Genomic DNA, 20681 nt, shown 5'->3' with positions numbered 1-20681 from the left:
CGTTAAACATTATAACAGATTTTTTTAGAAATAGCAAAATAATTTTTTCCTTTTTCCTTAATTTGAAAAAGGGATAGTTTATGGTAGAATGATAGTATGTATAAATTATTGCAAAAAACAATCCATGTATTGAGCATCATTACTCTAATCGCAACTTTCTTCTTTTTAGTTTGGCTCTATCGGATTGGTATTTTAAATGATCAAAATGTCCTGACCGAATTTATTAAAAGTCATGGAACCTTCGGTGGGCTTATCTTTTTAGCTATTCAAGTCATTCAGGTAGTATTCCCCATCATTCCAGGGGGTGTGACAACTGTCGTTGGCTTCCTCGTTTTTGGTTTCTGGTGGGGCTTTATCCTCAACTATGTTGGCATTTCGATTGGTAGCATCATCCTTTTCTGGCTGGCTAGACGCTATGGGAAGAAATTCTGCCTTCTCTTTATGACAGAGGAGACTTTTTACAAGTACGAAAGCAAGATTGACAATAAGCGTGCATACGAAATTTTCTTTATCATTTGCATGCTATCCCCAATTTCACCAGCAGACATTGTCGTGATGATTACCGGCTTGACCAGCATGAGTTATCGTAAGTTCATCACCATCACCCTACTTTGCCGCCCCTTCTCCATCGTTGCTTATAGCTTCTTTTGGATCTACGGTGGCCAGTTTGTTCAACAACTGTTCCAAAAATAAGAAACGAAAAACCGCTAGGTTCTCATATAGGAGCCTGGCGGTTTCTTTGGTTTAAGACTGATGCTTGTAATAATAAACTGCTAACTGAGTCCGGTCCCTAAGCCCTAATTTGTCCATGAGGGCAGAGACATAGTTGCGCACAGTTCCCTCACTCAAAAAGAGGATATCGGCAATTTCCTTGTTGTTGAGACCATCCGCAACTAAGTGCAGGACTTGGTTTTCACGCTCCGTCAAATGCTCGATGACCTGCGCTTCTTTCTTGGGGTGGATGGACTGGATAATTTGAGAGTCAAAAACCAGATGGCCATTTTCAACAGCTTCGATGGCGGGAAGGATACCCTTGATATTTTGTTTTAATATGTAGCCGCGGCAGCCCAAAGCCATGGCTTTTGTGATATAGTCATCGTCCTGAAAGGTGGTGATAAAGAGAATCTTGGCCTCCTTGTGCTCCTCCAGTATGTCGGCTGCTGCCTCAATGCCTGACATGGGCTCCATGCGGATGTCCATCAAAAGGAGGTCGGGCTGGTGCTTCTGATAGAGGTCAATGGCATCTTGACCACTGTGGCCAGTCGCCACGACAGTTAGATTTTCCTTGGAATTAACAATGGTTTCCAGGGCCTGAACCACCAAATAATCATCATCGATAATCACGAGTTCTTTCATAGCTCAATGGCCTCCTTTCTAAAAATCAAGTGCAGGTGATAACCATCTACTTGGTCAATGGTCATGCTTCCCTTGTATTTTTGGACAATTTCTTCAATGGAATAAAGTCCAATCCCTTTCTGGCTCTGGGATTGAAAACTGCCATTGTCCTTGTAGGTCAGGCTGAAAAAGCTGGGCTGCTCCACTAAGACCAGCCTTACCTGGCTGCTGTTGGAATGCTTGCAGCAGTTGGTCACCAATTCCTTGACAATGGTCACAAAATCAAGCTTGACAGAAAGGGGCAAGGGCGACTCCACACTGTAATGAAAGGTCAATTCCCGATTGCCGAGTGGCTCCAAACTTTCTTCTAGGCGTTGGTGGAGGTCAAAGGAGTCATTGTAGAGCTGATGGAGGGTCTGGCGGATGTCAGTCATGCCTGTCTGCAAATGCTCTGACAGAACCTCCAGATGTTGACGGGTGGCCTCTTCCTGACTGGTTATCTGAAGGGCTTCTAGTTGCAAGATACTGCTGCTGATGAGGTGCCCGATAGAGTCGTGCAAGCTATGGGCAATGCGGTTGCGCTCAGACAGGGTGGCAATTTCCATATTTTTGACCTGATCCTGTTCCAACTGCTGTTGCTTGCGGCGCAGGGCCATCTTGTCCTGGGCCAGCCGATTCTGGATTTGTAGATTTTGCTTCCTAAAAGCCTGATTTGCCTGCCTTTGATAGGCCATGTAGGCCGCTAAGAGACTAAATAGGATGGTCAGAGGAGTCGGTAAGAAAAAGAGAATGAAGAGACAAAGCCAACTCCAATTAGGAATAATCTGTACGACCGAGTAAACAAAGAGGGGAAAGAAAAAGAGAGCTTCTGGCTTCAGCAGAAACAGCAGGCCATGGGTCAGTAATAACCCCACTTGTATCCTTTTTTGCTGGAACAGCTCCAGCAAGAAAGATAAGATGAGGGTTAGGAGCAAGAAAGCCACACTATTTTGCCCCCTATCCAGCAGAAGCAAGGCTGCATAGGAGAGCGTGCTCAACAAAATTTTTTCAATGATGGTAGGCATCCTGTCTCCTTTCACAAAGAATATCCAATCTAGTTTTAGTATACGGTATTTCAGCCAGAAATGCTAGTCTTCCAGGAGAAAATATGACTATTTTCATATCAATATATGACTGGGGACACTGCTGATTTCTGATCTAAAGAGCTATAATAGACTTGAAGGAAAACAATGTTTATCTGCTAAAAAAGGAGTTTATTATGAAAACAATCGAAATCAACCAGTTGGTCAAACGCTACAAGGAACTCCTTGCTCTGGACCATTTTAATTTGGAAGTCAGAGAGGGTGAAATCCTTGGATTTTTGGGTCCAAACGGTTGTGGGAAAACCACTGCCATCAACTGTATGTTGGGTCTCTTGACCTATGACAAGGGCGACATACGGATTTTTGGGGAGGCCATGACTCCAAACACCTACCATATCAAGGAAAATATCGGACTGGTGCCTCAGGAGCTGGCCTACTTTGAGCAGCTAACCGTCTATGAAAACATCGACTTCTTCTGCGGCCTCTATATTAAAGACAAGCAAAAACGGAAAAGTTTGGTGGATGAAGCCATTTCCTTTGTTGGCTTGGAAGATTATCGGAAATTCTTTCCCAATAAACTGAGTGGAGGACTCAAGCGCCGCCTCAACATCGCCTGTGGCATCGCCCACAAACCCAAATTGATTTTCCTGGATGAGCCAACGGTCGCTGTGGATGCTCAGAGTCGGAATTTCATTCTTGAAGGGATCAAACGGCTCAACAAAGAAGGCTCAACTATTGTCTATACCACCCATTATCTGGACGAAGCGGATCAGCTTTGCGACCGCATTGTCATCATGGATAAGGGCCACAATGTGGTGGACGGTACTCCGGAAGAACTCAAGTCTATGATTGCCACCAAGGAAATCATCCACCTGGAATTGGTGGAGGAGGCTTCTGCTGACATCGTGCGAGAAATGGAAAGTTTGCCTCATCTGCAGCTGCTGGATAAAAACAAGGCAACCTATATTCTCCAGTTTACCCAAAAAGGAAGCAACATTGTTGCCCTGGCCCAGCTTTTAAACCAACACGGTCTTGCCTACTTAAAACTCTATAGCGAGCAGCCGAGCCTCAGCGATGTCTTTCTCTCATTTACTGGAAAGGAGTTGCGTGATTAAGATGACTGATTTTCTAAGATCTACCCTTTATCTGGCCAAGGCGACCCTGCGGGAGAAGAGTTTTACCTTCTGGGTCCTGCTCTTTCCTCTCCTACTGGCTACCTTCTACCATGTCGCCCTCTCTAATATTTTTTCCGCTAAGGTGGAAAGCATCCCTGTTGCCGTTCGAGAAGAATCTTTTGCGGCCTATGTCTTTCCAGAAACAGGGCTTTTTGATATGACCCTTGTGGAGAATGACGAGGAAGGGATAGACTTGCTGGAAGCTAAAAAAGTCGAGGCTTATGTTAACAAGGACTCTGAGATGGTGGTGAATAGCTTGACGGGTGTCAACCCCTCCATCATCCGTTCCGTCCTCAGCCAGATGGAACAAATCATGCTATTGGGAGATGCTGCTAATTATCTTGATTTTTCAAACTCCCCTGTCCGACAGGAGGAGCAAAAAACGAATCCCATGGCGGTTTACTTCTACTCCCTCTTTGCCATGGCCTGCTTCTATTCCATGTTTGGGGCCATTTCCAGCTGCATCATTATCCAGCCCAATTTGTCTACCCTGGGTGCCCGCCTGAATTCCTCCCCCTTTAAAAAGTCAACCTTCATCCTATCTTCCTTTTTCGTCACCATGGGCTTGACCATGATGGCCAATCTGCTTTTGTATGCCTATGTGGTCTACATCTTGAAGGTTCAAGTCTTCTTGCAGCCGCTCGAAAGCCTGCTCTTACTCTTCATGGGCAATCTCTGCGGCACAGCCCTGGGATATGCTTTGGGTGCTATTGAGAAACTCAAGGAAGCAACAAAAACCATGATTGCTGTCCTCTTGACCAATTTTCTAGCCTTCGCAGCAGGAATGATGTCACTTCAGGTTCGCTTTCTGGTCTACAAAGTTGCTCCACTCTTTGCCAAATACAATCCCATGTCCATCCTAACGGATACCCTTTATCAGGTAAATAATCTGGCAAATCGAGACAACCTGCTTTTTGCCACCAGTGTTCTGGGAGTCTATGCCCTCTTGGCCCTTGCTTTGGCCACCCTATTGTTAAGGAGGAATCGCTATGACAGTCTTTAAATACTTGATGACCAGCATCTGGCGGATGAAGTGGCACATTTTCACCTATGCCCTTATCTTCTTTATCCTTTCGGCAGTTAACCAGGGCCTTGACCCTCAAGAAAGAGGGGATTTTTCAAATACCCGTCTGGATCTGATTCTGGTTCGGCAGGAAGACAGCAAACTTGGTGATGCCTTCCAAGACTACCTGGAAGAAAACCACGATGTCGAATTGTCTAGCAAGCCAATTGAAGAATTGCGAGAACGCATTTTTATCGGGGAAATAGACGGTATCATAGTTCTGCCTGAAGATTTGGAAGAAGGGATTTTGAAGAAGACCTCGCCTGTCCAAATCATCACCATCAATAGCAATAGTTCCAGCCTGGTTTATTCCATGACCAACGGCTACTTCACCTTTGTCAATGCGGTGCTAACCGCTGGCCAGACCGACTTTGAAGCCCTCAATCAAACTTTTTCCAAAGAAGCCAAGGTGACCCTCATGCAGGCTCCGAAGTCAGACAAACGAACCGAAGCCAGTATCTGGGCCAGCTTCTACTTTAACTTTGTGACCTATGTCCTGATTGCCATCTTCATTGCCCTATTTGGCCTGCTCTTGTCCAACTTTCAGGAAACAAAGGTTCTGCAACGGCAGTTGATTTCATCCACCAGCCTTGTATCCATCAACAAGTCTAAGCTAATGGCCTGTGGCTTTGTGGCTTTCTTTATCACGGCCCTCTTTATCATCGGTGCCCTAGCCTTCAGGCCTAGCCTTGTCACCCAGCCTATTTTCCTTAAATATGTGCTGGTATCTCTAGCCTTTGCGACTGCTGCCCTTTCCATGGCTTTTCTGGCGTCTGTCATCATTGGCAATAACCGCTTCCTCTACTCAGGTTTGTCCACTGTCCTCGGACTTGGCCTTTCCTTCACATCGGGGGTCTTTGTTCCCTTAGAGATGCTATCTGAACCTGTCCTCCATTTTGCCAAACTCTTCCCTGTCTACTATGTGGTCAAAAGCAACCAGATCATGGATAGCAGCCTTTTCAGTTACCTGCCGACTGTTGGCATCCTCCTTCTCTTTGCCCTCTTCTACTTTGTCCTTGCCATGGCCATCAGCCGCGTCAAAAGCGGCAATAAATTGATTGCATTTTAGGAAAAAGTAAAAGCCCTTGCTTGAGGGCTTTTACTATTTTACGAGTCAGTCCGCCTGACTTACTTTTTCCTGTCTGAAAATAGTTGGGCTACCCTATCCGATAGGACAACAACTTTGGCTGTGATGGCTAATTCAGGAAACTGAGTTAGAAGACTGGCATCTTATTCTGCTGCTTTTTGCGCCAATCGTAGGTAATCCGTCAAATGCTTATTTTCTATATCTTCAAGCGTATGTAATTTGACATGACGGCGGCCTTTGCCTTTGCCTTCTAATAAACCGTGCGGGTCTACAATCTTGGCACCATGACTAAATTCAACAGAAACATGTTGCTTATAGACAAAAATGCCGCAAAAGGGTATAGGTGCAGCAAACAGAATACCGCCATATTTCACTTCTTCGCCTACTCTATCGGCCAGTTGCAATATTTTCGTGCGGACACTACTCGCGATTTCATACAAAGCGGGATTGTCAATTTCCCAGTCATCCAGCAGATTTTTTACTTTTTGGTCCATATTCGCCTCCTCATTTGGATTCTGTATAAGTTAATTAACCATAGTATATCAAAAAAAAAAAAAAAAAAAAAAAGCGACTTACATATTTATATGCGCTTTTGAGACCTAAATAAAAACCAGACAGGAAAGTCTGTCTGGTAATATACACCCTTTTCGTAAGTTATGAGATACTACACTTCATAAGGGCTTTTTCTCCTTATTCCACAATCTTCTGATACATATGTGGTCGGCGGTCTCTAAAGAGTCCCCAGTCCAGACGCTCACGCGCTCCCTTGTCCAAATCATAAGTGGCCAGCAAGACTGCTTCTTGATCTCGGCCAGCCTTGGTCAAGAGGTCTCCTGTTTCTCCTGTCATAAAGGAGGAACCGTAAAAACGCAGACTGGAGGACTGGCCTCCATTTTCCGCAGAAGGATGAACTTCTTCCAAGCCAATCCGATTGGCCGCAATGACCGGGGTGATATTGGCCGCCGCATGCCCCTGCATGGTCCGCTGCCAATGGCCTTGGCTATCCGTATCCAAAATCGGCTCCGAACCAATAGCTGTTGGGTAAAAGAGCAATTCTGCCCCGTTCAGAGCCAGACAGCGAGCGGTTTCTGGGAACCATTGGTCCCAACAGATGCCAATCCCGATTTTGGCATAACGGGTCTCCCAAACCTTGAAACCAGTGTTGCCAGGTGTGAAGTAAAATTTCTCCTGATAATAATGGTCATCAGGGATATGAGTCTTGCGGTAAACTCCCAAAACGGTCCCATCCGCATCAATGACTGCGATGGAATTATAAAGGTTATTGCCATCCTTTTCATAGAAGGAAATGGGCAAGACCAGCTGCAATTCCTTGGCAATGGGGATAAAGTGCTGGATAGCGTCATTCTCTTCAACAGACTTGGCATAGCTGTAATAGTCATACTGGCGTTCCTGACAAAAATAGGGACGCTCAAAGAGCTCTGGCAGGAGAACAATCTGCGCTCCCTGACCAGCAGCCTGCCTGACCAAACGCTCAGCGGTCGCCAGATTTTCCCCCACATCCTGACCGCACTGCATCTGGACAGCCGCAACAGTAACATTTCTCATAATTTCAATCCTTTTCGTAAGTTCTTTATGGGCGATACAATGGCTCTGAGACAAGGAAGGACGGAGCCGGCTATACCGGAGTTTGCCAATCCGGCTTGACGCTGTATCAGAGTCATTTAGCCCCATAAAGGGGAATCTGCTGGGTGATGCAATGGATATTCCCACCCCCAAGCAGGATGTCACGGGCTGGAATGCCGACGACTTTTCTGCTGGGAAAAAGCTGCGCTAGTAGCTCAAGTGCCACCGCATCATGCTCATCACCAAACTGGGGCACCAAGACCGCACCGTTGCTGATGTAAAAATTGACATAGGAGGCCGCCAAGCGTTCGCCTGCAGTCCGTTCTTCTTCCCCCGCTTCATAAAGATAACCTGGCAAATCCGCTTCAGTCACCAGAATGGGATGTTTTGGAATGGGGAGTTTGTGGACGGTCAACTTTCTGCCCTTGGCATCCACTTGCTCTTCCAAGTAGTCCCAATCAGCCTTGGACATGGCATATTGGGGGTCGGCTTCATCATCCGTCCAGGCCAAGACCAGTTCAGCTGGGCCGACAAAGGCCGCGACATTGTCCACATGCTCGTTGGTTTCATCATTGTAGATACCATAAGGGAGCCAGAGGACCTTTTCAGCACCTAGGCTATCTAGGAGGACTTTCTCGATCTGCTCCTTGGTCAAATGGGGATTGCGGCCCGGACTGAGCAGGCAGGATTCGGTCACCAAAATGGTTCCCTCACCGTCACTATGAATGGCTCCGCCTTCTAGGACAAAGGGATGGACATCATAGACTGGCAGACCGATGGCCTGGCTAAAGCGGCTAGCCACCTGATCATCTGCCTCATAGTCCTGATAGAGACCATCATAACTTCCACCCCAGGCATTAAAGGCCCAATCGACAGACAGAGCTCTGCCATTTTCATGAACCAAAACCGTCGGACCTGTATCCCGCGCCCAAGCGTCGTTTGTGGGAATGTCTAGGTAGGTAACGCCTTGACCCAACATGGACTGGGCTTCTTCACGGTGGACCTCATCGACCAAGAGATAGACCTGCTCACTTTCAGCAATGGTTTTGATGGCCTGGCTGAAGGCTTTTTTTGCCCCCTGACCATCAAAGGGCCAGGAACCAGGCCGGGTCGGCCACACCATGAGGGTGCCATGATGGGGCTCATACTCAGCTGGCATGCGGTAGCCCGCTGCTTTTGGACTTTCGATCATGACAGCCTCCCCTTGAAATTTTCATAGCCAAAACTCTTGACAATCCGGCAGTCGCCAGCCTTGTCCATCAAGACCAGACTTGGCAGACCGATCCCGTTGAAGGTATTATTTTTGACAAAAGAGTAGATGGCCATGTCTTCAAAGTAGAGCTTGTCACCAATCTCCACAGGTTTTTCAAAGGAATAATCGCCGATGATGTCGCCAGTCAGGCAGGTATTGGAAGACAGCCTGTAAGTATAAGCCTTCTCCCCAGCCTCAAAACCATGACGAAGCGGTGGGCGATAGGGCATTTCTAGTACATCTGGCATGTGACAGGTAGCCGAAGCATCCAGCACCAGGGTTTCAATGCCATTCTCCACAATATCCAAGACCTCTGTCACCAGATAGCCCGCGTTGAGGGCGATGGCCTCACCGGGCTCGATATAGACTTCCAGCCCATATTTTTCCTGTATCTGCTGGATTGAAGAAATCAGCAAGTCCAGATCATAATCATCTCTGGTCACATGGTGGCCGCCGCCCATATTGAGCCACTTGATGCGGTGGAGATAAGGGCCAAACTTGGCCTCAACAGCCTCCAAGGTAGTTTTCAAATCATCTGAATTTTGCTCGCAAAGTGTATGAAAATGCAGGCCATCCACCAAGTCCAGCAGGTCTTCTGAAAACTGGTCAATCCGAACACCGAATCGAGAACCCACTGCACAGGGGTCATAAAGGGCATGATCACCCTGAGTGGAACATTCTGGATTGATCCGCAGACCGATACTAACTCCTGCTGCTCGGCACTTGTCTACGTGCTTGCGCAACTGGCGCTCGGAATTAAAGACGATGTGGTCTGCAATTTCCAAGATTTCTTCCAAATCTGCGTCCTTAAAGGCTGGGGCAAAGACATGGACTTCACCCCCAAACTCCTCACGACCCAGCTTGGCTTCATAAAGGCCAGATGCGGTGGTTCCAGTCAGATATTGGCTAATCAGCGGATAGGTGGCGTACATGGAAAAGGCTTTTTGAGCCAAGAGGACCTTGCAGCCTGTACGGTCTTGGACTGACTTGAGAATTTCTAAATTCTTTACCAGCTTGCTTTCGTCAATGACATAGGCTGGCGTTGGGACTTGATCCATTCTCATCTAGTCCACCAAAACCGGATTTTCTACTACCTGCCAAGGTAGGCCGTACTGGTTGAGCAAGTCCATAAATGGATCAGGATCCAATTCTTCCAAGTTATAGACGCCTGGTTTTTTCCAGGTTCCATCCATAACCAGCTTGGTTCCAATCATGGCTGGCACACCAGTTGTGTAGGAAATAGCCTGTGAACCCACTTCCTTATAGCACTCTTGATGGTCACAAACATTGTAGATATAGATAGTTTTCTCAACGCCATCCTTAACACCTGTGAAAATACAGCCGATGTTGGTTTTGCCAACGGTGCGTGGACCAAGGCTGGCTGGATCTGGCAGGAGAGCCTTGAGGAATTGAATGGGCACCACTTCCTGACCATTGAAGTTGATTGGGTCCGTCCGCAGAAGACCGACATTTTCCAGACATTTCATGTGGGTCAGGTAGGATTGGCCAAAGGTCATGAAGAAGCGGATCCGCTTCACACCTGGGATATTTTTAGCCAGGGATTCGATTTCTTCATGGTGGAGAAGGTACATGTCTTTTTGACCCACTTCTGGGAAATCATATTCCCGCTTGATAGACATGGCTTCCACTTCCACCCATTTGCCATTTTCCCAGTAGGAACCTGGTGCTGAAACCTCACGCAGGTTGATTTCTGGGTTAAAGTTGGTCGCAAATGGATAACCATGGTCACCACCATTACAGTCCAAAATGTCGATGTAGTGGATTTCATCGAAATAATGCTTGAGTGCGTAGGCTGAAAAGACGCTGGTCACCCCTGGATCAAATCCGGAGCCCAAAAGTGCTGTCAGCCCTGCTTTTTCAAAACGCTCCTTATAAGCCCACTGCCAGGAGTAGTCAAAGTAGGCCGTAAAGCCCTCTTCAGCACAGCGTTTTTCGTAGATGGCCCGCCATTCAGGGTCTTCTGTGTCCTCAGACTCGTAGTTGGCCGTGTCGATGTAGTCCACACCAGTCGCCAAACAGGCATCCATGATGGTCAAATCCTGATAAGGCAAGGCCACGTTCAAAACAGCCTTGGGCTGGTAGCTTTCGATCAAGGCAATCACTTCTTCTACCTTGTCCGCATCTACTTGGGCAGTTTCGATATTAACGGATGTTTTTCCTTCCAAGGCAGCCTTCAAATCATCACATTTGGACTTGGTCCGGCTGGCAATCATGACCTCCTTGAAAGTATCTTCTGCCTGACAAACCTTGCTGATGGCAACCTGGGCTACGCCGCCGCAACCAATGACTAATAAACGACTCATTTTCTTTTCTCCTCTTCTTCTAAGATGTCTTCCACATAACGGGGCAACATGAAGGCTCCCACATGTAAATTAGCTGTATAGTATTCTGTAAAAAGCTGGCGCTTCTTCCATTTTTCCCGGTCAAAATCTTCGATGGGATGGTATTGCTTGGATGCAAAGCCAAAAAGCCAATAGCCCGCCGCACAGGTTGGAATATGGGCCTGGTAAACGCGGCTGATTGGGAAGGACTGGCTGGCCTTTCTGTGCATGGAACGAAAGGCGGACTCATCTTCATCATAGAAGGGTGAGCCATGCTGATAGACCATGATGCCATCTTCCTTCAAGGCCCGATAGGCATTGCCATAAAATTCCTTGGTAAAGAGCCCTTCCGTATGCCCAAAAGGATCGGTAGCGTCATTGATGATGATGTCGTACTCGTTTTCACAGTTGCGCAGGAAACGCAGCCCATCTTGCAGATAGACTTCCACCCGCTCATCTTCCAAGCCCGTTGCGTAGTCAGGGAAATATTCCCGACAGACTTCGACCAATAATTCATCTGGCTCGACCACATCGATGCGCTCAATTTCAGGATACATGCTGAGAACCTGGGCAACGCCACCATCTCCGCCACCCAGAATCAATATTTTCTTGGGATTGGGATGGACAGCCATGGGCACATGGGCCACCATTTCATTGTAGACAAAGTCGTCGGCATCTGAAAAGAGAACCCGACCGTTCAGGGTCAAAATTTTCCCAAAGGCTGGGGAATCCAAAACTGCGATGTCCTGGTATTCACTTTTTCCTGCAAAGAGCTGCTGGCTGGTCCGAATGGACAATTTGACATCTGGCGTCTGGACCTCTGAAAACCACATTTCCATGCTAGACCTCCTTAATGACATTGATGAAGTTGACATCTGGATCTTCTGTCCCTTGGACGGAGCAACCGCGCTCCTTGGCGAAGATGATGTAGTCTACGATTTCCTGGGTCACGCGCTCACCAGGTGACAAAAGCGGAATCCCTGGCGGATAACACATGACAAATTCCCCACAGACCTGACCAACCGCTTCTTGCAGGGAGCGGCTTTCCCGATCTGCATAAAAGGCTTCCTGCGGTGACAAGACCAGCTGGGGCTGGATGTATTCGCCTGAAATCAGATCTGAACCATCGCGTGAATAGAGCCGCTTGATGTCAGCCAGTGCTCCCACCAGCCGCTCGATATCCTGCAGGCGGTCACCGATGGAAATATAGGCCAGGATATTGCCAATATCCCCAAATTCAATCTGAATGTCGTACTCATCCCGCAGCAAATCATAAACTTCAATCCCTGTCAGGCCGATTCCTTGCGTGTAAATAGACAACTTGGTAACATCAAAATCATAGACCGACTTGCCATCAATCAATTCTTTGGAATAAGCATAGTAGCCACCGATGGCATTGATTTCCCGGCGAGCGTATTCCGCCATTTCAATGACTTTTTCAAAGGATTCCTTACCTCGAAGGGCCAGATTGCGGCGGGAAATATCCAGACTGGACAAAAGCAGGTAGGAGGCAGATGTAGACTGGGTTAAGTTAATAATCTGACGAACGTATTCCACATTCATATCTGGACCGACCAGCAAAATAGAGCTCTGGGTCAGACTACCGCCTGATTTGTGCATGGAAACAGCGGCCATATCAGCCCCCACATCCATAGCAGCCACTGGCAATTTGTCCGAAAAATGCAAGTGAGCACCGTGGGCTTCGTCCACCAAGACCTTCATGCCCGCTTCATGGGCCAGCTGGGTCAAGGTCTTTAAGTCTGAGCAGATCCCATAGTAGGTCGGGTTGTTGATTAGAACCGCCACCGCATCGGGGTGTTCTGCAATGGCCCGTTCAAAGGCCTCATTTTCTAAGCCAAGGGCAATCCCAATCCGTGGCTCAACGCTCATATCCACATAGACGGGAATGGCACCACAGAGTACCAGGGCATTGAGGGCTGATTTGTGGACATTTCGAGGAAGGATGATTTTATCCCCCGCCTTACAAGTCGCCAGAATCATGGTCTGCACTGAGGAGGTTGTTCCCCCAACCATGAGAAAGGCATGACTGGCACCAAAGGCCTCTGCAGCCAATTCTTCTGCATCGCGGATGATGGAAACTGGATGCCCTAGATTGTCCAAAGGTTTCATGGAATTGACATCGATGCCAACGCACTTTTCGCCCAATAACTCTACCAATTCTGGATTACCACGGCCCCGCTTGTGACCAGGTACATCAAAAGGAACAATCCGTTTCTTCCTGAGTTTGACAAGCCCCTCATAAATAGGGGCCTGATGTTGATTTTTCATGCTGAAAAATTCTCCTTTGCTAGATGATATCCTCCCTCTTTAATACAAAGAAAAAAGAGCAAGGTTCACCCTGCTCTACAATCGCTATTGACGCTTTTTATTCTTCTCTTGAGTTTATGTGCCTATCGTTTCCTACTCTCCAGTGCAAATATATACGTACTTTATTGACCGTTTCACAAGATGACGTGTGCTTTCACCACACTAAATTTGATACGAATTAGGAGCTGACTCCTAACATCAACTTATAAAATTCGAGCTTTTAACTCGATCAATAATGTGGCTTTCGCCACGCTTCGGCATTCGACCCGCCTGTCCGTAGGCTTTGGTTATGACAAGATTTTGTCCCATATAGGTCTGATATTTGCTAGAATAGGTATCACTACTTTTCCTAGGCCTGTTCATTGTAACACGAATGTTTCTGTTTGACAAGTATAAAATCTGATATTATTTCCGTAAATACCAAATATTACAAAAAGCATAGCTCCGAATGTTCGAAACTATGCTTTATCTATTACTTAATTCCAAGTGCAATCCGAGCATAACGACTCATTTTTTGCACCGTCCAAGCAGGTGACCAAACCAAACGAACATCCACTTCTGTCACCTCAGGAACAGAGGTGAGAACATCATGAATTTGGTCTGTAATCAAATCTGCCAGAGGACAACCCATGGTAGTTAGGGTCATGTCAATTTCCGCCTTTCCTTCAACAAAGCGAATTTCATATATCAGACCGAGATTGATAATATCAATGCCCAATTCGGGATCGATAACTTCTTCAAGAGCATGAAAAATACGCTCCTGAATGTCCTTAATTTGATCTTCTGTATACGCCATTTTTCTCTCTTTCTTATTCACAATTCGTCAACAATCCCCTTGAACCCAAATGAGGCAGCGAGTTGAGAAAGCCTATCCGTAGGCTTGGCCGCTTTCGTGTTTCTAGGCGGCCATTAAAAAGGTTCCCCGGAGGCGCTCCCTTTCTCATTTCAAGGGGAGCGGTTAAAATAGCCCACTGGGCTTGGGCCGCTTTCGTGTTTCTAAGCGGCCGTTAAAAACCTCCCCCGGAGGCGCTCCCTTTCTCATTTCAAGGGGAGCGGTTAAAATAGCCCACTGGGCTTGGGCCGCTTTCGTGTTTCTAAGCGGCCGTTAAAAACCTCCCCCGGAGGTTTTTAATCCTCAATAAAGTCTCTGAGTGGTTTGCTGCGGGATGGGTGGCGGAGCTTGCGGAGGGCTTTGGCTTCGATTTGGCGGATGCGTTCGCGGGTCACATTGAAGACCTTGCCCACATCTTCTAGGGTACGCATTTTTCCATCATCCAGTCCGAAGCGCAGGCGGAGGACATTTTCTTCTCGGTCGGTCAGGGTATCCAGGACCTCATCCAGTTGCTCACGGAGAACAACACGAGTCGTATAATCTACTGGATTTTCAATCACTTCGTCCTCGATAAAGTCACCCAAGTGGCTATCATCCTCTTCGCCAATTGGCGTTTCCAAGGAAACTGGTTCTTGAGCAATCTTGAGGATTTCACGAACCTTATCAGGCGTCATATCCATCCGTTCTGCAATTTGTTCTGGAGTTGGGTCTTGTCCCAATTCTTGCAGGAGGTTGCGTTGTTCCCGCACCAATTTGTTGATGGTTTCAACCATGTGCACAGGAATACGGATAGTTCTGGCTTGGTCTGCAATGGCACGGGTAATGGCCTGGCGGATCCACCAAGTTGCATAGGTCGAGAATTTGAAACCTTTTGAGTAGTCAAATTTATCGACCGCCTTCATGAGACCCATATTTCCTTCTTGAATTAAATCTAGGAACTGCATACCGCGGCCTACATAGCGCTTAGCAATAGAAACCACCAGACGCAGGTTAGCTTCTGCCAGACGCTGCTTGGCTTCAGGATCCCCAGCTTCAACAGCCAGGGCCAGTTCTTGCTCTTCTTCGTTGGTCAAAAGAGGCACAACCCCGATTTCTTTCAGGTACATGCGGACTGGGTCGTTGACCTTGGCAGAATTGCTGCCCAGCAACTCTTCATCGCTCAGTTCAGGTTCTTCTTCTACTTGCATAACGCGAGCACTAGGGTTTCCGGATTTATCAATAATTGAAATTCCTGCATCTTGAATGCGTTGCAACAAGTCATCAATGCCATCAGCATCCAAAGTAAATGGAATAACCAGCTTGTCATTGATTTCATCATCAATAGCTGTACCTTCCTTTTTATGGTTGCGGATAAAGTCCGCTACTTGAACATCAAAGGTCGTTACTTCTGTTTTTTTATCTGCTTTTTTGCTTGTCATAATTACTCCATTTTTCTTTTCTGTGCAATCAGTTGTGCTAATTCATCCAGGGCTAAATCATCATTTCCAATATGGGAATGTTCCCGGATAAGGCGCGTTTTGGCTTGGCTTTCCTTTTTTAACAATTCACGATGGCGACGTTCTTCCAATTCTTCTAACTCATTTTCGCCTATTTCGATTGGTAATTTTTCTTCTAAGACACGATACCAGGCACGTTGGACAGCCTCGTCTTGCTGGGCAAGGTCATAGGAACTGATTTCTCCATGTTTCTTGAGCAAGAGAAAAAGTGTCTGCAATTCGGGTGTGATGAAGTAAAAATCCTCTCTTAAGCGATAATTATTCAGAATATAGGCATGTTCTTTCATCCGATAGAGAAGATGATTTTCCGTCCGCATCAGACTCGTAATCTTTGACTGACGAGGAAGTTCCTGCAAAGGCGAGGTAGGACTAGATTGCTGATAAACCTGCTGACTACGTTCTTGTCTGTGTTGCAGTCGCACAGTATTGACCGCTTGTTCCACCTGACCATAATCAAAATCAGACAACAGATCCGCCACTTTGTAGATATAGGAATTCTGCGCGGTAATCGAGGCAGTTTTTGCAATAATTGGAGCGATTTGATCTACAAATTCAATCTGCATCTGCAAATTGTCAGGATTTTCCGGTTTTAGATAATGAATCAAAAACTCAACATCGCTAATCCTAGACTTAGTTAGGACTTGTTCTAGGGCTTCTTCTGAATGGCGAGCAATAAACTCATCCGGATCCATATTGTCAGGGAGGGTTACAATCTCCACTTGGAAGTCTTTCAGTTCCTCCAAGGCCTTAACAGTTGCCGCTTGTCCTGCTGCATCCCCATCATAGGTCAAAACAACCTTCTTGCAAAACTTAGATAGGTGTTGAACCTGTTCTCGCGTCAAGGCTGTTCCCATCGAAGCTACTGCATTGTCAATTCCTGCTCGATGAGCAGCAATCACATCCATGAATCCTTCCATCAGATAGACTTCGCGACTCTTTTTAATCGTCGCTTTTGCCTTGTCCAAATGATATAGTTCGTAACTCTTATTAAAAATAGCAGTGCTTCTACTATTTTTATACTTGGCTATCTGCTTGTTGGCTAAATCTGCCGCTTGCCAGATTCGACCAGAGAAGGCAACGACTCGACCGTACTCATCTGTCAAAGGAAAGATGATTCTTCCCTGAAAAGCATCGTAAACTTGGTTGTTGTCAGCCGCATTAAACAGACCAGAATTTAGGAGATCCGCTTCGGAAAATTTTTGCGATAAGCCTTGAAACAGATAGTTCGGCTCACTCGGTGCAAGACCGATCTGGAAAGTCTTCATCACTTCATCTGTCAGACCACGCTGGTGCAAGTAGGCTCTCGCCGGCTCCCCCATCTTGGTCGTCATCAAAAGAGCATGGTAGAACTTGGTTGCCTCACTATGAATGTCGTATAAAACCTGATGAGGATGCTCCTTTTTCTCTTGTGGGGAGAAACTAGGCTGAATATCCAGCTGGAAACCAGCCTTCTCTGCAACCACCTGCACACTGTCCACAAAAGAAATGCCTCGATAGTCCTCGATAAATTTGAAGACATCTCCAGATTTCCCACAACCAAAACAATGATAGAATTGTTTATCCTCCACGACGTTGAAGGAGGGCGTTTTTTCCCCATGAAAAGGGCAGAGCCCCAAATAATTACGACCAGCCTTGGTTAGTGCGACGGATTCTCCAATAATATCGACAATATTAACCGCTTGTTTAATCTCATTGATTTTATCTTTGTTCAGCAATCCGCCACCTCCTTCCAATGCAGGTCTAAGCACAATTCGACAGTTTATATTGTATACTAAAATGACAAAAAAGTAAAATTTTCAGGACATATTACTTGTAAAAAGTAATTTTTTGTATATAATAGAAAAGAAATCATTATGAAAGGACGTATTTAGGATATGTTGAAAGATTTGAAAGCTTTTTTGTTTAAAGGTAATGTGCTTGACTTGGCAGTTGCTGTGATTATCGGTGGAGCTTTTGGTGCTATCATCACTTCTTTGGTTAATGATATCATCACACCACTCATTTTGAGTCCAGCATTGAAAGCTGCAAACGTTGAAAACATCGCACAACTTGCTTGGAACGGTGTTAAATACGGTAGCTTCTTGAGCGCTATCATCAACTTCTTGATTATCGGTACTTCACTCTTCTTCGTAGTGAAGGTTGCTGAAAAAGCAATGCCTAAAAAAGAAGAAGCTCCAGCTGGTCCAACTCAAGAAGAACTTCTTGCAGAAATCCGCGACTTGTTGAAAAACAAATAATGAAAGAGCAGGCTTTATGCCTGTTTTTTTATTCCAAGAATAAATCAGGTATGGGCAACCCATACCTGATTTATTCTTTTGAGGGGCTGAGGCCTTTTTTCTCAGACTCTTTTATTCCCGATAACCGTTTGGATTCTTGGACTGCCAGTTCCAGGTATCCTTACACATATCCTCAATCGTCTTCTCTGTCTTCCAATTCAACTCTGCAAGTGCTTTATCTGCATTGGCAAAGCAAGTTGCCACATCCCCAGGACGGCGTTCAACAATCTTATAGGGAACTGGAATCCCATTGACCTTTTCAAAGGCCTGCACCAATTCAAGCACACTGGTTCCCTGCCCAGACCCTAGATTGTAGGTATGTACACCTTTGGTGTTAGCAATCTTTTCGAGAGCCTTAATATGCCCAAGAGCTAAATCAACCACATGGATATAATCCCGGACACCTGTTCCATCTATTGTATCGTAGTCATTACCAAATACGCTCAGTTCTTGGCGCTTTCCAACTGCAACCTGAGCGATGAATGGCATCAGATTATTTGGAATACCAGACGGATCCTCCCCAATCAAGCCAGAAGAGTGGGCACCAATTGGATTGAAATAGCGCAATAGAGCAATGCTCCATGAGTTATCTGCAACTTCTACATCGCGCAGAATTTGTTCTAGCATAACCTTGGTATAACCGTAAGGGTTTGTAGCGCTGGTTGGCATAGTTTCCACTAGAGGAGATGGATTATTGAGCCCATAGACAGTGGCGCTGGAACTGAAAACAATCTTCTTCACATCAAATTCAGCCATAACCTCAACCAGAGCCAAGGTTGACATGATGTTGTTTTCATAATACATAATCGGCTTTTCAACCGACTCACCTACCGCCTTATAGCCTGCAAAATGGATGGCTGCCTCAATCTTCTCAGCTGCAAAAATCTGACGCAAGCCGTCCTTATCCGCTACATCCAATTCGTAAAAAGCGGGACGTTTGCCCGTAATCGCTTCGATGCGATCTAAAACCAGAGGACTGGAGTTTGATAAATTGTCTACAATGACAACTTCTTGCCCCAAGTTTAACAATTCAACAACGGTGTGGCTACCGATATAACCAGCACCACCAGTAACTAAGATAGACATAATTAGCTCCTCCAAATGGTTGGCTCACAACAAATAAACAAAAAACAGCCTTGCAGCTGTTTTTCATAACAATTAGAATTTCTTACGCTTACGAGCTGCTTCTGATTTACGTTTACGTTTTACAGATGGTTTTTCGTAGAATTCGCGTTTGCGTGTTTCTTGAAGAGTACCAGCTTTAGTAACCGCACGTTTGAAACGACGAAGAGCATCATCAAGTGATTCGTTCTTGCGTACTACTGTTTTTGACATATTTTTCACTCCCCTCAATTTCAAAGTCCTACTCATTATACTGTTATTACGACTTTTTGTCAATCTTTTTTTGTCAAATCACGCATGAAATTTTCAGAGTGTGAATGAAAACTATTTTTTTCTAGTTAACCAGACAAAGCTTAGACATAGCACTTCATAAATCAAGAAAAAAAGGACAAAGCAATGCAAAAAGAATTCTTGCGGCAGTATATAGATGACTGGATCCGTTGCAGGATTAAAGAGCCAGGTACTATCGCCAACAAAGAGAACCTGATGAAAAAGGACAAAGAAGGCATCAAAACCAATCAGCAACCCCAAAATCCCGATTAGCATAGGCAGTACTGCTGCCCAAATAAAGCCCTTTTGAACTAGAGGACCGTACCCTTTCTGAATCACTTGTTTGAAAAAAAGCACAAGAATAGGTATTGTCAGCACAAAAATAGCCTGCGTCAGATGGAAAAGCCATTTGACCTGTTCAAAATGATGAAGTCCATCAGCTGAGGACGAAAAATTTGGCATCTCAAGTACCTGCACCAACGGATTGGTCAGGTAGTTAAGCAAGACATTGAAGTTGTAAGAAATATCTGCTGCTTTCATATAGACAATGCCTTCCAAGTTCAAGACATTGATTTCTACTGGATAAAAAAGCCATGCAAGATAGATCGTCGCTAGAATGGCTCCTGAAAGAATAGAGAGGATAACCGCAAACTGTTGTAATCTAGTTTTCATCAAACCTCCACTCATCCAGACTAGATAGAACATGGGTCGGAGCAATTGGCAAATCAGACACCTCCTCAGCTTTAGTGAAGCCTGTCAATACAAGGAGAGTTGGAAAGCCATTATCAATCCCAGCCCGAATGTCCGTCATATAGTTGTCCCCTACCATGAGGGTCTGGCTACGCTCGGTACCAAGCAAGGCCAATGCCTTGTCCATAATCACTGCTTCTGGCTTGCCAATAAAGATTGGTTTAACCCGTGTCGCAGCCTCTAAAAGGGCAATCAGCGAACCCGCCCCAGGTAATAAGCCGCGCTCTGTTGGAATATTGAGGTCAGGATTAGTTCCGATAAAGGTGGCACCATTTTCAATAGCAAGGGTAGCAATTGCTAATTTCTCGTAAGTCACTTCTGTATCCAGTCCAACCACGACATAGGCTGGTTCTTCTTGATTTTCTACATAGCCTGCCTCAAAAATAGCAGATTTAAGACCATCTTCTCCGATGACATAGACTGTCTTTTCACGCCCCAAGTCATTCATATAGTCAATCGTAGCCAAACTTGCGGTGTAAATGGTCTTCAAAGGCGTCTGGACATTAAACTCTTCCGCCAACATCTGCTGCACCGCTTCTGGCCTTCTGGTCGTGTTATTGGTCACAAACAGATAGGGAATCTGACGTTTCTGCAATTCCTGCACAAAACGCTCACCAGCCGGTATTCGGCTTTTCCCCTTATAAATGGTTCCATCTAAATCAATTAAATATCCCTTGTAATTCACTC

General features: G+C 45.9%; 21 protein-coding genes. 5 read left to right on the top strand and 16 right to left on the bottom strand.

Translation table 11 applies throughout. From position 1 onward, the window contains the following. Positions 1-96: 96 nt before the first annotated feature. Positions 97-693 (top strand): TVP38/TMEM64 family protein, encoded by a 597-nt coding sequence (locus tag INT76_RS00810; RefSeq protein ID WP_212571135.1) that lies wholly within the window; start codon positions 97-99, stop codon positions 691-693. A 51-nt stretch (positions 694-744) separates the two neighbouring features. Here the strand turns inward: INT76_RS00810 and INT76_RS00805 are convergent, their stop codons facing one another. Both INT76_RS00805 and INT76_RS00800 read right to left on the bottom strand, forming a co-directional pair. Continuing rightward, the gene (locus tag INT76_RS00805; protein WP_212571133.1) at positions 745-1356 is read right to left on the bottom strand and encodes a response regulator transcription factor; all 612 of its coding nucleotides are present in this window, start codon (positions 1354-1356) and stop codon (positions 745-747) included. Next, positions 1353-2399, bottom strand: coding sequence for a sensor histidine kinase (locus INT76_RS00800; protein ID WP_212571132.1), 1047 nt, complete (start codon positions 2397-2399; stop codon positions 1353-1355). Before INT76_RS00800 ends, INT76_RS00805 begins: the two co-directional genes overlap by 4 nt. Before the next feature lie 194 nt (positions 2400-2593). Between INT76_RS00800 and INT76_RS00795 the strand changes: the two genes are divergently transcribed. The 3 genes from INT76_RS00795 to INT76_RS00785 are packed head-to-tail and all read left to right on the top strand — an operon-like array spanning position 2594 to position 5724. After that, on the top strand, positions 2594-3532 hold the full coding sequence (locus tag INT76_RS00795; RefSeq protein WP_212571130.1) for an ABC transporter ATP-binding protein: 939 nt from the start codon (positions 2594-2596) through the stop codon (positions 3530-3532). A 1-nt stretch (position 3533) separates the two neighbouring features. Beyond that, complete coding sequence (locus tag INT76_RS00790) at positions 3534-4595, top strand: ABC transporter permease (RefSeq protein ID WP_212571128.1); 1062 nt, start codon at positions 3534-3536, stop codon at positions 4593-4595. Beyond that, entirely contained in the window at positions 4582-5724 is a 1143-nt protein-coding gene (locus INT76_RS00785) for an ABC transporter permease (RefSeq protein ID WP_212571126.1), read from the top strand. The genes INT76_RS00790 and INT76_RS00785 overlap by 14 nt, the downstream gene beginning before the upstream one ends. Positions 5725-5885: 161 nt before the next feature. Here the strand turns inward: INT76_RS00785 and INT76_RS00780 are convergent, their stop codons facing one another. From INT76_RS00780 to dnaG, 10 genes are all read right to left on the bottom strand, one after another. After that, the gene (locus INT76_RS00780; protein ID WP_212571124.1) at positions 5886-6236 is read right to left on the bottom strand and encodes a DUF1801 domain-containing protein; all 351 of its coding nucleotides are present in this window, start codon (positions 6234-6236) and stop codon (positions 5886-5888) included. Positions 6237-6432: 196 nt separating this feature from the next. After that, positions 6433-7308 (bottom strand): N-carbamoylputrescine amidase, encoded by an 876-nt coding sequence (gene aguB / locus INT76_RS00775; protein WP_212571122.1) that lies wholly within the window; start codon positions 7306-7308, stop codon positions 6433-6435. Between the two features lie 112 nt (positions 7309-7420). Next, positions 7421-8518, bottom strand: a complete 1098-nt coding sequence (gene aguA, locus INT76_RS00770) for an agmatine deiminase (protein WP_212571120.1) — start codon at positions 8516-8518, stop codon at positions 7421-7423. Then, positions 8515-9642, bottom strand: a complete 1128-nt coding sequence (nspC, locus tag INT76_RS00765; RefSeq protein ID WP_212571118.1) for a carboxynorspermidine decarboxylase — start codon at positions 9640-9642, stop codon at positions 8515-8517. Before nspC ends, aguA begins: the two co-directional genes overlap by 4 nt. Further along, positions 9643-10902, bottom strand: a complete 1260-nt coding sequence (locus tag INT76_RS00760; RefSeq protein WP_212571116.1) for a saccharopine dehydrogenase family protein — start codon at positions 10900-10902, stop codon at positions 9643-9645. Beyond that, positions 10899-11759 carry a polyamine aminopropyltransferase gene (gene speE / locus INT76_RS00755; RefSeq protein ID WP_212571114.1) on the bottom strand — a complete coding sequence of 287 codons (861 nt, stop codon included), beginning with the start codon at positions 11757-11759 and terminating at the stop codon, positions 10899-10901. The genes INT76_RS00760 and speE overlap by 4 nt, the downstream gene beginning before the upstream one ends. A gap of 1 nt (position 11760) precedes the next feature. Beyond that, on the bottom strand, positions 11761-13209 hold the full coding sequence (locus INT76_RS00750; RefSeq protein WP_212571112.1) for an aminotransferase class I/II-fold pyridoxal phosphate-dependent enzyme: 1449 nt from the start codon (positions 13207-13209) through the stop codon (positions 11761-11763). A gap of 511 nt (positions 13210-13720) precedes the next feature. Continuing rightward, positions 13721-14044 carry a metal-sulfur cluster assembly factor gene (locus tag INT76_RS00745; RefSeq protein ID WP_212571110.1) on the bottom strand — a complete coding sequence of 108 codons (324 nt, stop codon included), beginning with the start codon at positions 14042-14044 and terminating at the stop codon, positions 13721-13723. A 332-nt stretch (positions 14045-14376) separates the two neighbouring features. Then, the gene (rpoD, locus tag INT76_RS00740; protein WP_212571108.1) at positions 14377-15498 is read right to left on the bottom strand and encodes an RNA polymerase sigma factor RpoD; all 1122 of its coding nucleotides are present in this window, start codon (positions 15496-15498) and stop codon (positions 14377-14379) included. A gap of 2 nt (positions 15499-15500) precedes the next feature. Continuing rightward, positions 15501-17291, bottom strand: coding sequence for a DNA primase (gene dnaG, locus INT76_RS00735; protein WP_212571106.1), 1791 nt, complete (start codon positions 17289-17291; stop codon positions 15501-15503). A 159-nt stretch (positions 17292-17450) separates the two neighbouring features. Between dnaG and mscL the strand changes: the two genes are divergently transcribed. Then, positions 17451-17813 (top strand): large conductance mechanosensitive channel protein MscL, encoded by a 363-nt coding sequence (gene mscL, locus INT76_RS00730; protein WP_212571104.1) that lies wholly within the window; start codon positions 17451-17453, stop codon positions 17811-17813. A 111-nt stretch (positions 17814-17924) separates the two neighbouring features. Here mscL and galE read toward each other — a convergent pair whose 3' ends face one another. From galE to INT76_RS00710, 4 genes are all read right to left on the bottom strand, one after another. Continuing rightward, positions 17925-18938, bottom strand: a complete 1014-nt coding sequence (galE, locus tag INT76_RS00725; RefSeq protein WP_212571102.1) for a UDP-glucose 4-epimerase GalE — start codon at positions 18936-18938, stop codon at positions 17925-17927. Positions 18939-19010: 72 nt separating this feature from the next. Further along, positions 19011-19187, bottom strand: coding sequence for a 30S ribosomal protein S21 (rpsU, locus tag INT76_RS00720; RefSeq protein WP_000048054.1), 177 nt, complete (start codon positions 19185-19187; stop codon positions 19011-19013). Between the two features lie 111 nt (positions 19188-19298). Continuing rightward, positions 19299-19916 (bottom strand): TIGR01906 family membrane protein, encoded by a 618-nt coding sequence (locus INT76_RS00715; protein ID WP_212571099.1) that lies wholly within the window; start codon positions 19914-19916, stop codon positions 19299-19301. Beyond that, positions 19906-20679 (bottom strand): TIGR01457 family HAD-type hydrolase, encoded by a 774-nt coding sequence (locus INT76_RS00710; protein WP_212571097.1) that lies wholly within the window; start codon positions 20677-20679, stop codon positions 19906-19908. Before INT76_RS00710 ends, INT76_RS00715 begins: the two co-directional genes overlap by 11 nt. Between the last annotated feature and the right edge of the window lie 2 nt (positions 20680-20681).

It is taken from the genome of Streptococcus oriscaviae (assembly GCF_018137985.1).
In the GTDB taxonomy this organism is placed as follows: domain Bacteria; phylum Bacillota; class Bacilli; order Lactobacillales; family Streptococcaceae; genus Streptococcus; species Streptococcus oriscaviae.
This window is presented reverse-complemented; position numbering and strand designations above follow the sequence as displayed.

Bases quoted from the DNA above. Each gene is read 5' to 3' on its own strand.
- INT76_RS00810 (WP_212571135.1), top strand. From the start codon at position 97: ATGTATAAATTATTGCAAAAAACAATCCATGTATTGAGCATCATTACT.
- INT76_RS00805 (WP_212571133.1), bottom strand. From the start codon at position 1,356: ATGAAAGAACTCGTGATTATCGATGATGATTATTTGGTGGTTCAGGCC.
- INT76_RS00800 (WP_212571132.1), bottom strand. From the start codon at position 2,399: ATGCCTACCATCATTGAAAAAATTTTGTTGAGCACGCTCTCCTATGCA.
- INT76_RS00795 (WP_212571130.1), top strand. From the start codon at position 2,594: ATGAAAACAATCGAAATCAACCAGTTGGTCAAACGCTACAAGGAACTC.
- INT76_RS00790 (WP_212571128.1), top strand. From the start codon at position 3,534: ATGACTGATTTTCTAAGATCTACCCTTTATCTGGCCAAGGCGACCCTG.
- INT76_RS00785 (WP_212571126.1), top strand. From the start codon at position 4,582: ATGACAGTCTTTAAATACTTGATGACCAGCATCTGGCGGATGAAGTGG.
- INT76_RS00780 (WP_212571124.1), bottom strand. From the start codon at position 6,236: ATGGACCAAAAAGTAAAAAATCTGCTGGATGACTGGGAAATTGACAAT.
- aguB (WP_212571122.1), bottom strand. From the start codon at position 7,308: ATGAGAAATGTTACTGTTGCGGCTGTCCAGATGCAGTGCGGTCAGGAT.
- aguA (WP_212571120.1), bottom strand. From the start codon at position 8,518: ATGATCGAAAGTCCAAAAGCAGCGGGCTACCGCATGCCAGCTGAGTAT.
- nspC (WP_212571118.1), bottom strand. From the start codon at position 9,642: ATGAGAATGGATCAAGTCCCAACGCCAGCCTATGTCATTGACGAAAGC.
- INT76_RS00760 (WP_212571116.1), bottom strand. From the start codon at position 10,902: ATGAGTCGTTTATTAGTCATTGGTTGCGGCGGCGTAGCCCAGGTTGCC.
- speE (WP_212571114.1), bottom strand. From the start codon at position 11,759: ATGGAAATGTGGTTTTCAGAGGTCCAGACGCCAGATGTCAAATTGTCC.
- INT76_RS00750 (WP_212571112.1), bottom strand. From the start codon at position 13,209: ATGAAAAATCAACATCAGGCCCCTATTTATGAGGGGCTTGTCAAACTC.
- INT76_RS00745 (WP_212571110.1), bottom strand. From the start codon at position 14,044: ATGGCGTATACAGAAGATCAAATTAAGGACATTCAGGAGCGTATTTTT.
- rpoD (WP_212571108.1), bottom strand. From the start codon at position 15,498: ATGACAAGCAAAAAAGCAGATAAAAAAACAGAAGTAACGACCTTTGAT.
- mscL (WP_212571104.1), top strand. From the start codon at position 17,451: ATGTTGAAAGATTTGAAAGCTTTTTTGTTTAAAGGTAATGTGCTTGAC.
- galE (WP_212571102.1), bottom strand. From the start codon at position 18,938: ATGTCTATCTTAGTTACTGGTGGTGCTGGTTATATCGGTAGCCACACC.
- rpsU (WP_000048054.1), bottom strand. From the start codon at position 19,187: ATGTCAAAAACAGTAGTACGCAAGAACGAATCACTTGATGATGCTCTT.
- INT76_RS00715 (WP_212571099.1), bottom strand. From the start codon at position 19,916: ATGAAAACTAGATTACAACAGTTTGCGGTTATCCTCTCTATTCTTTCA.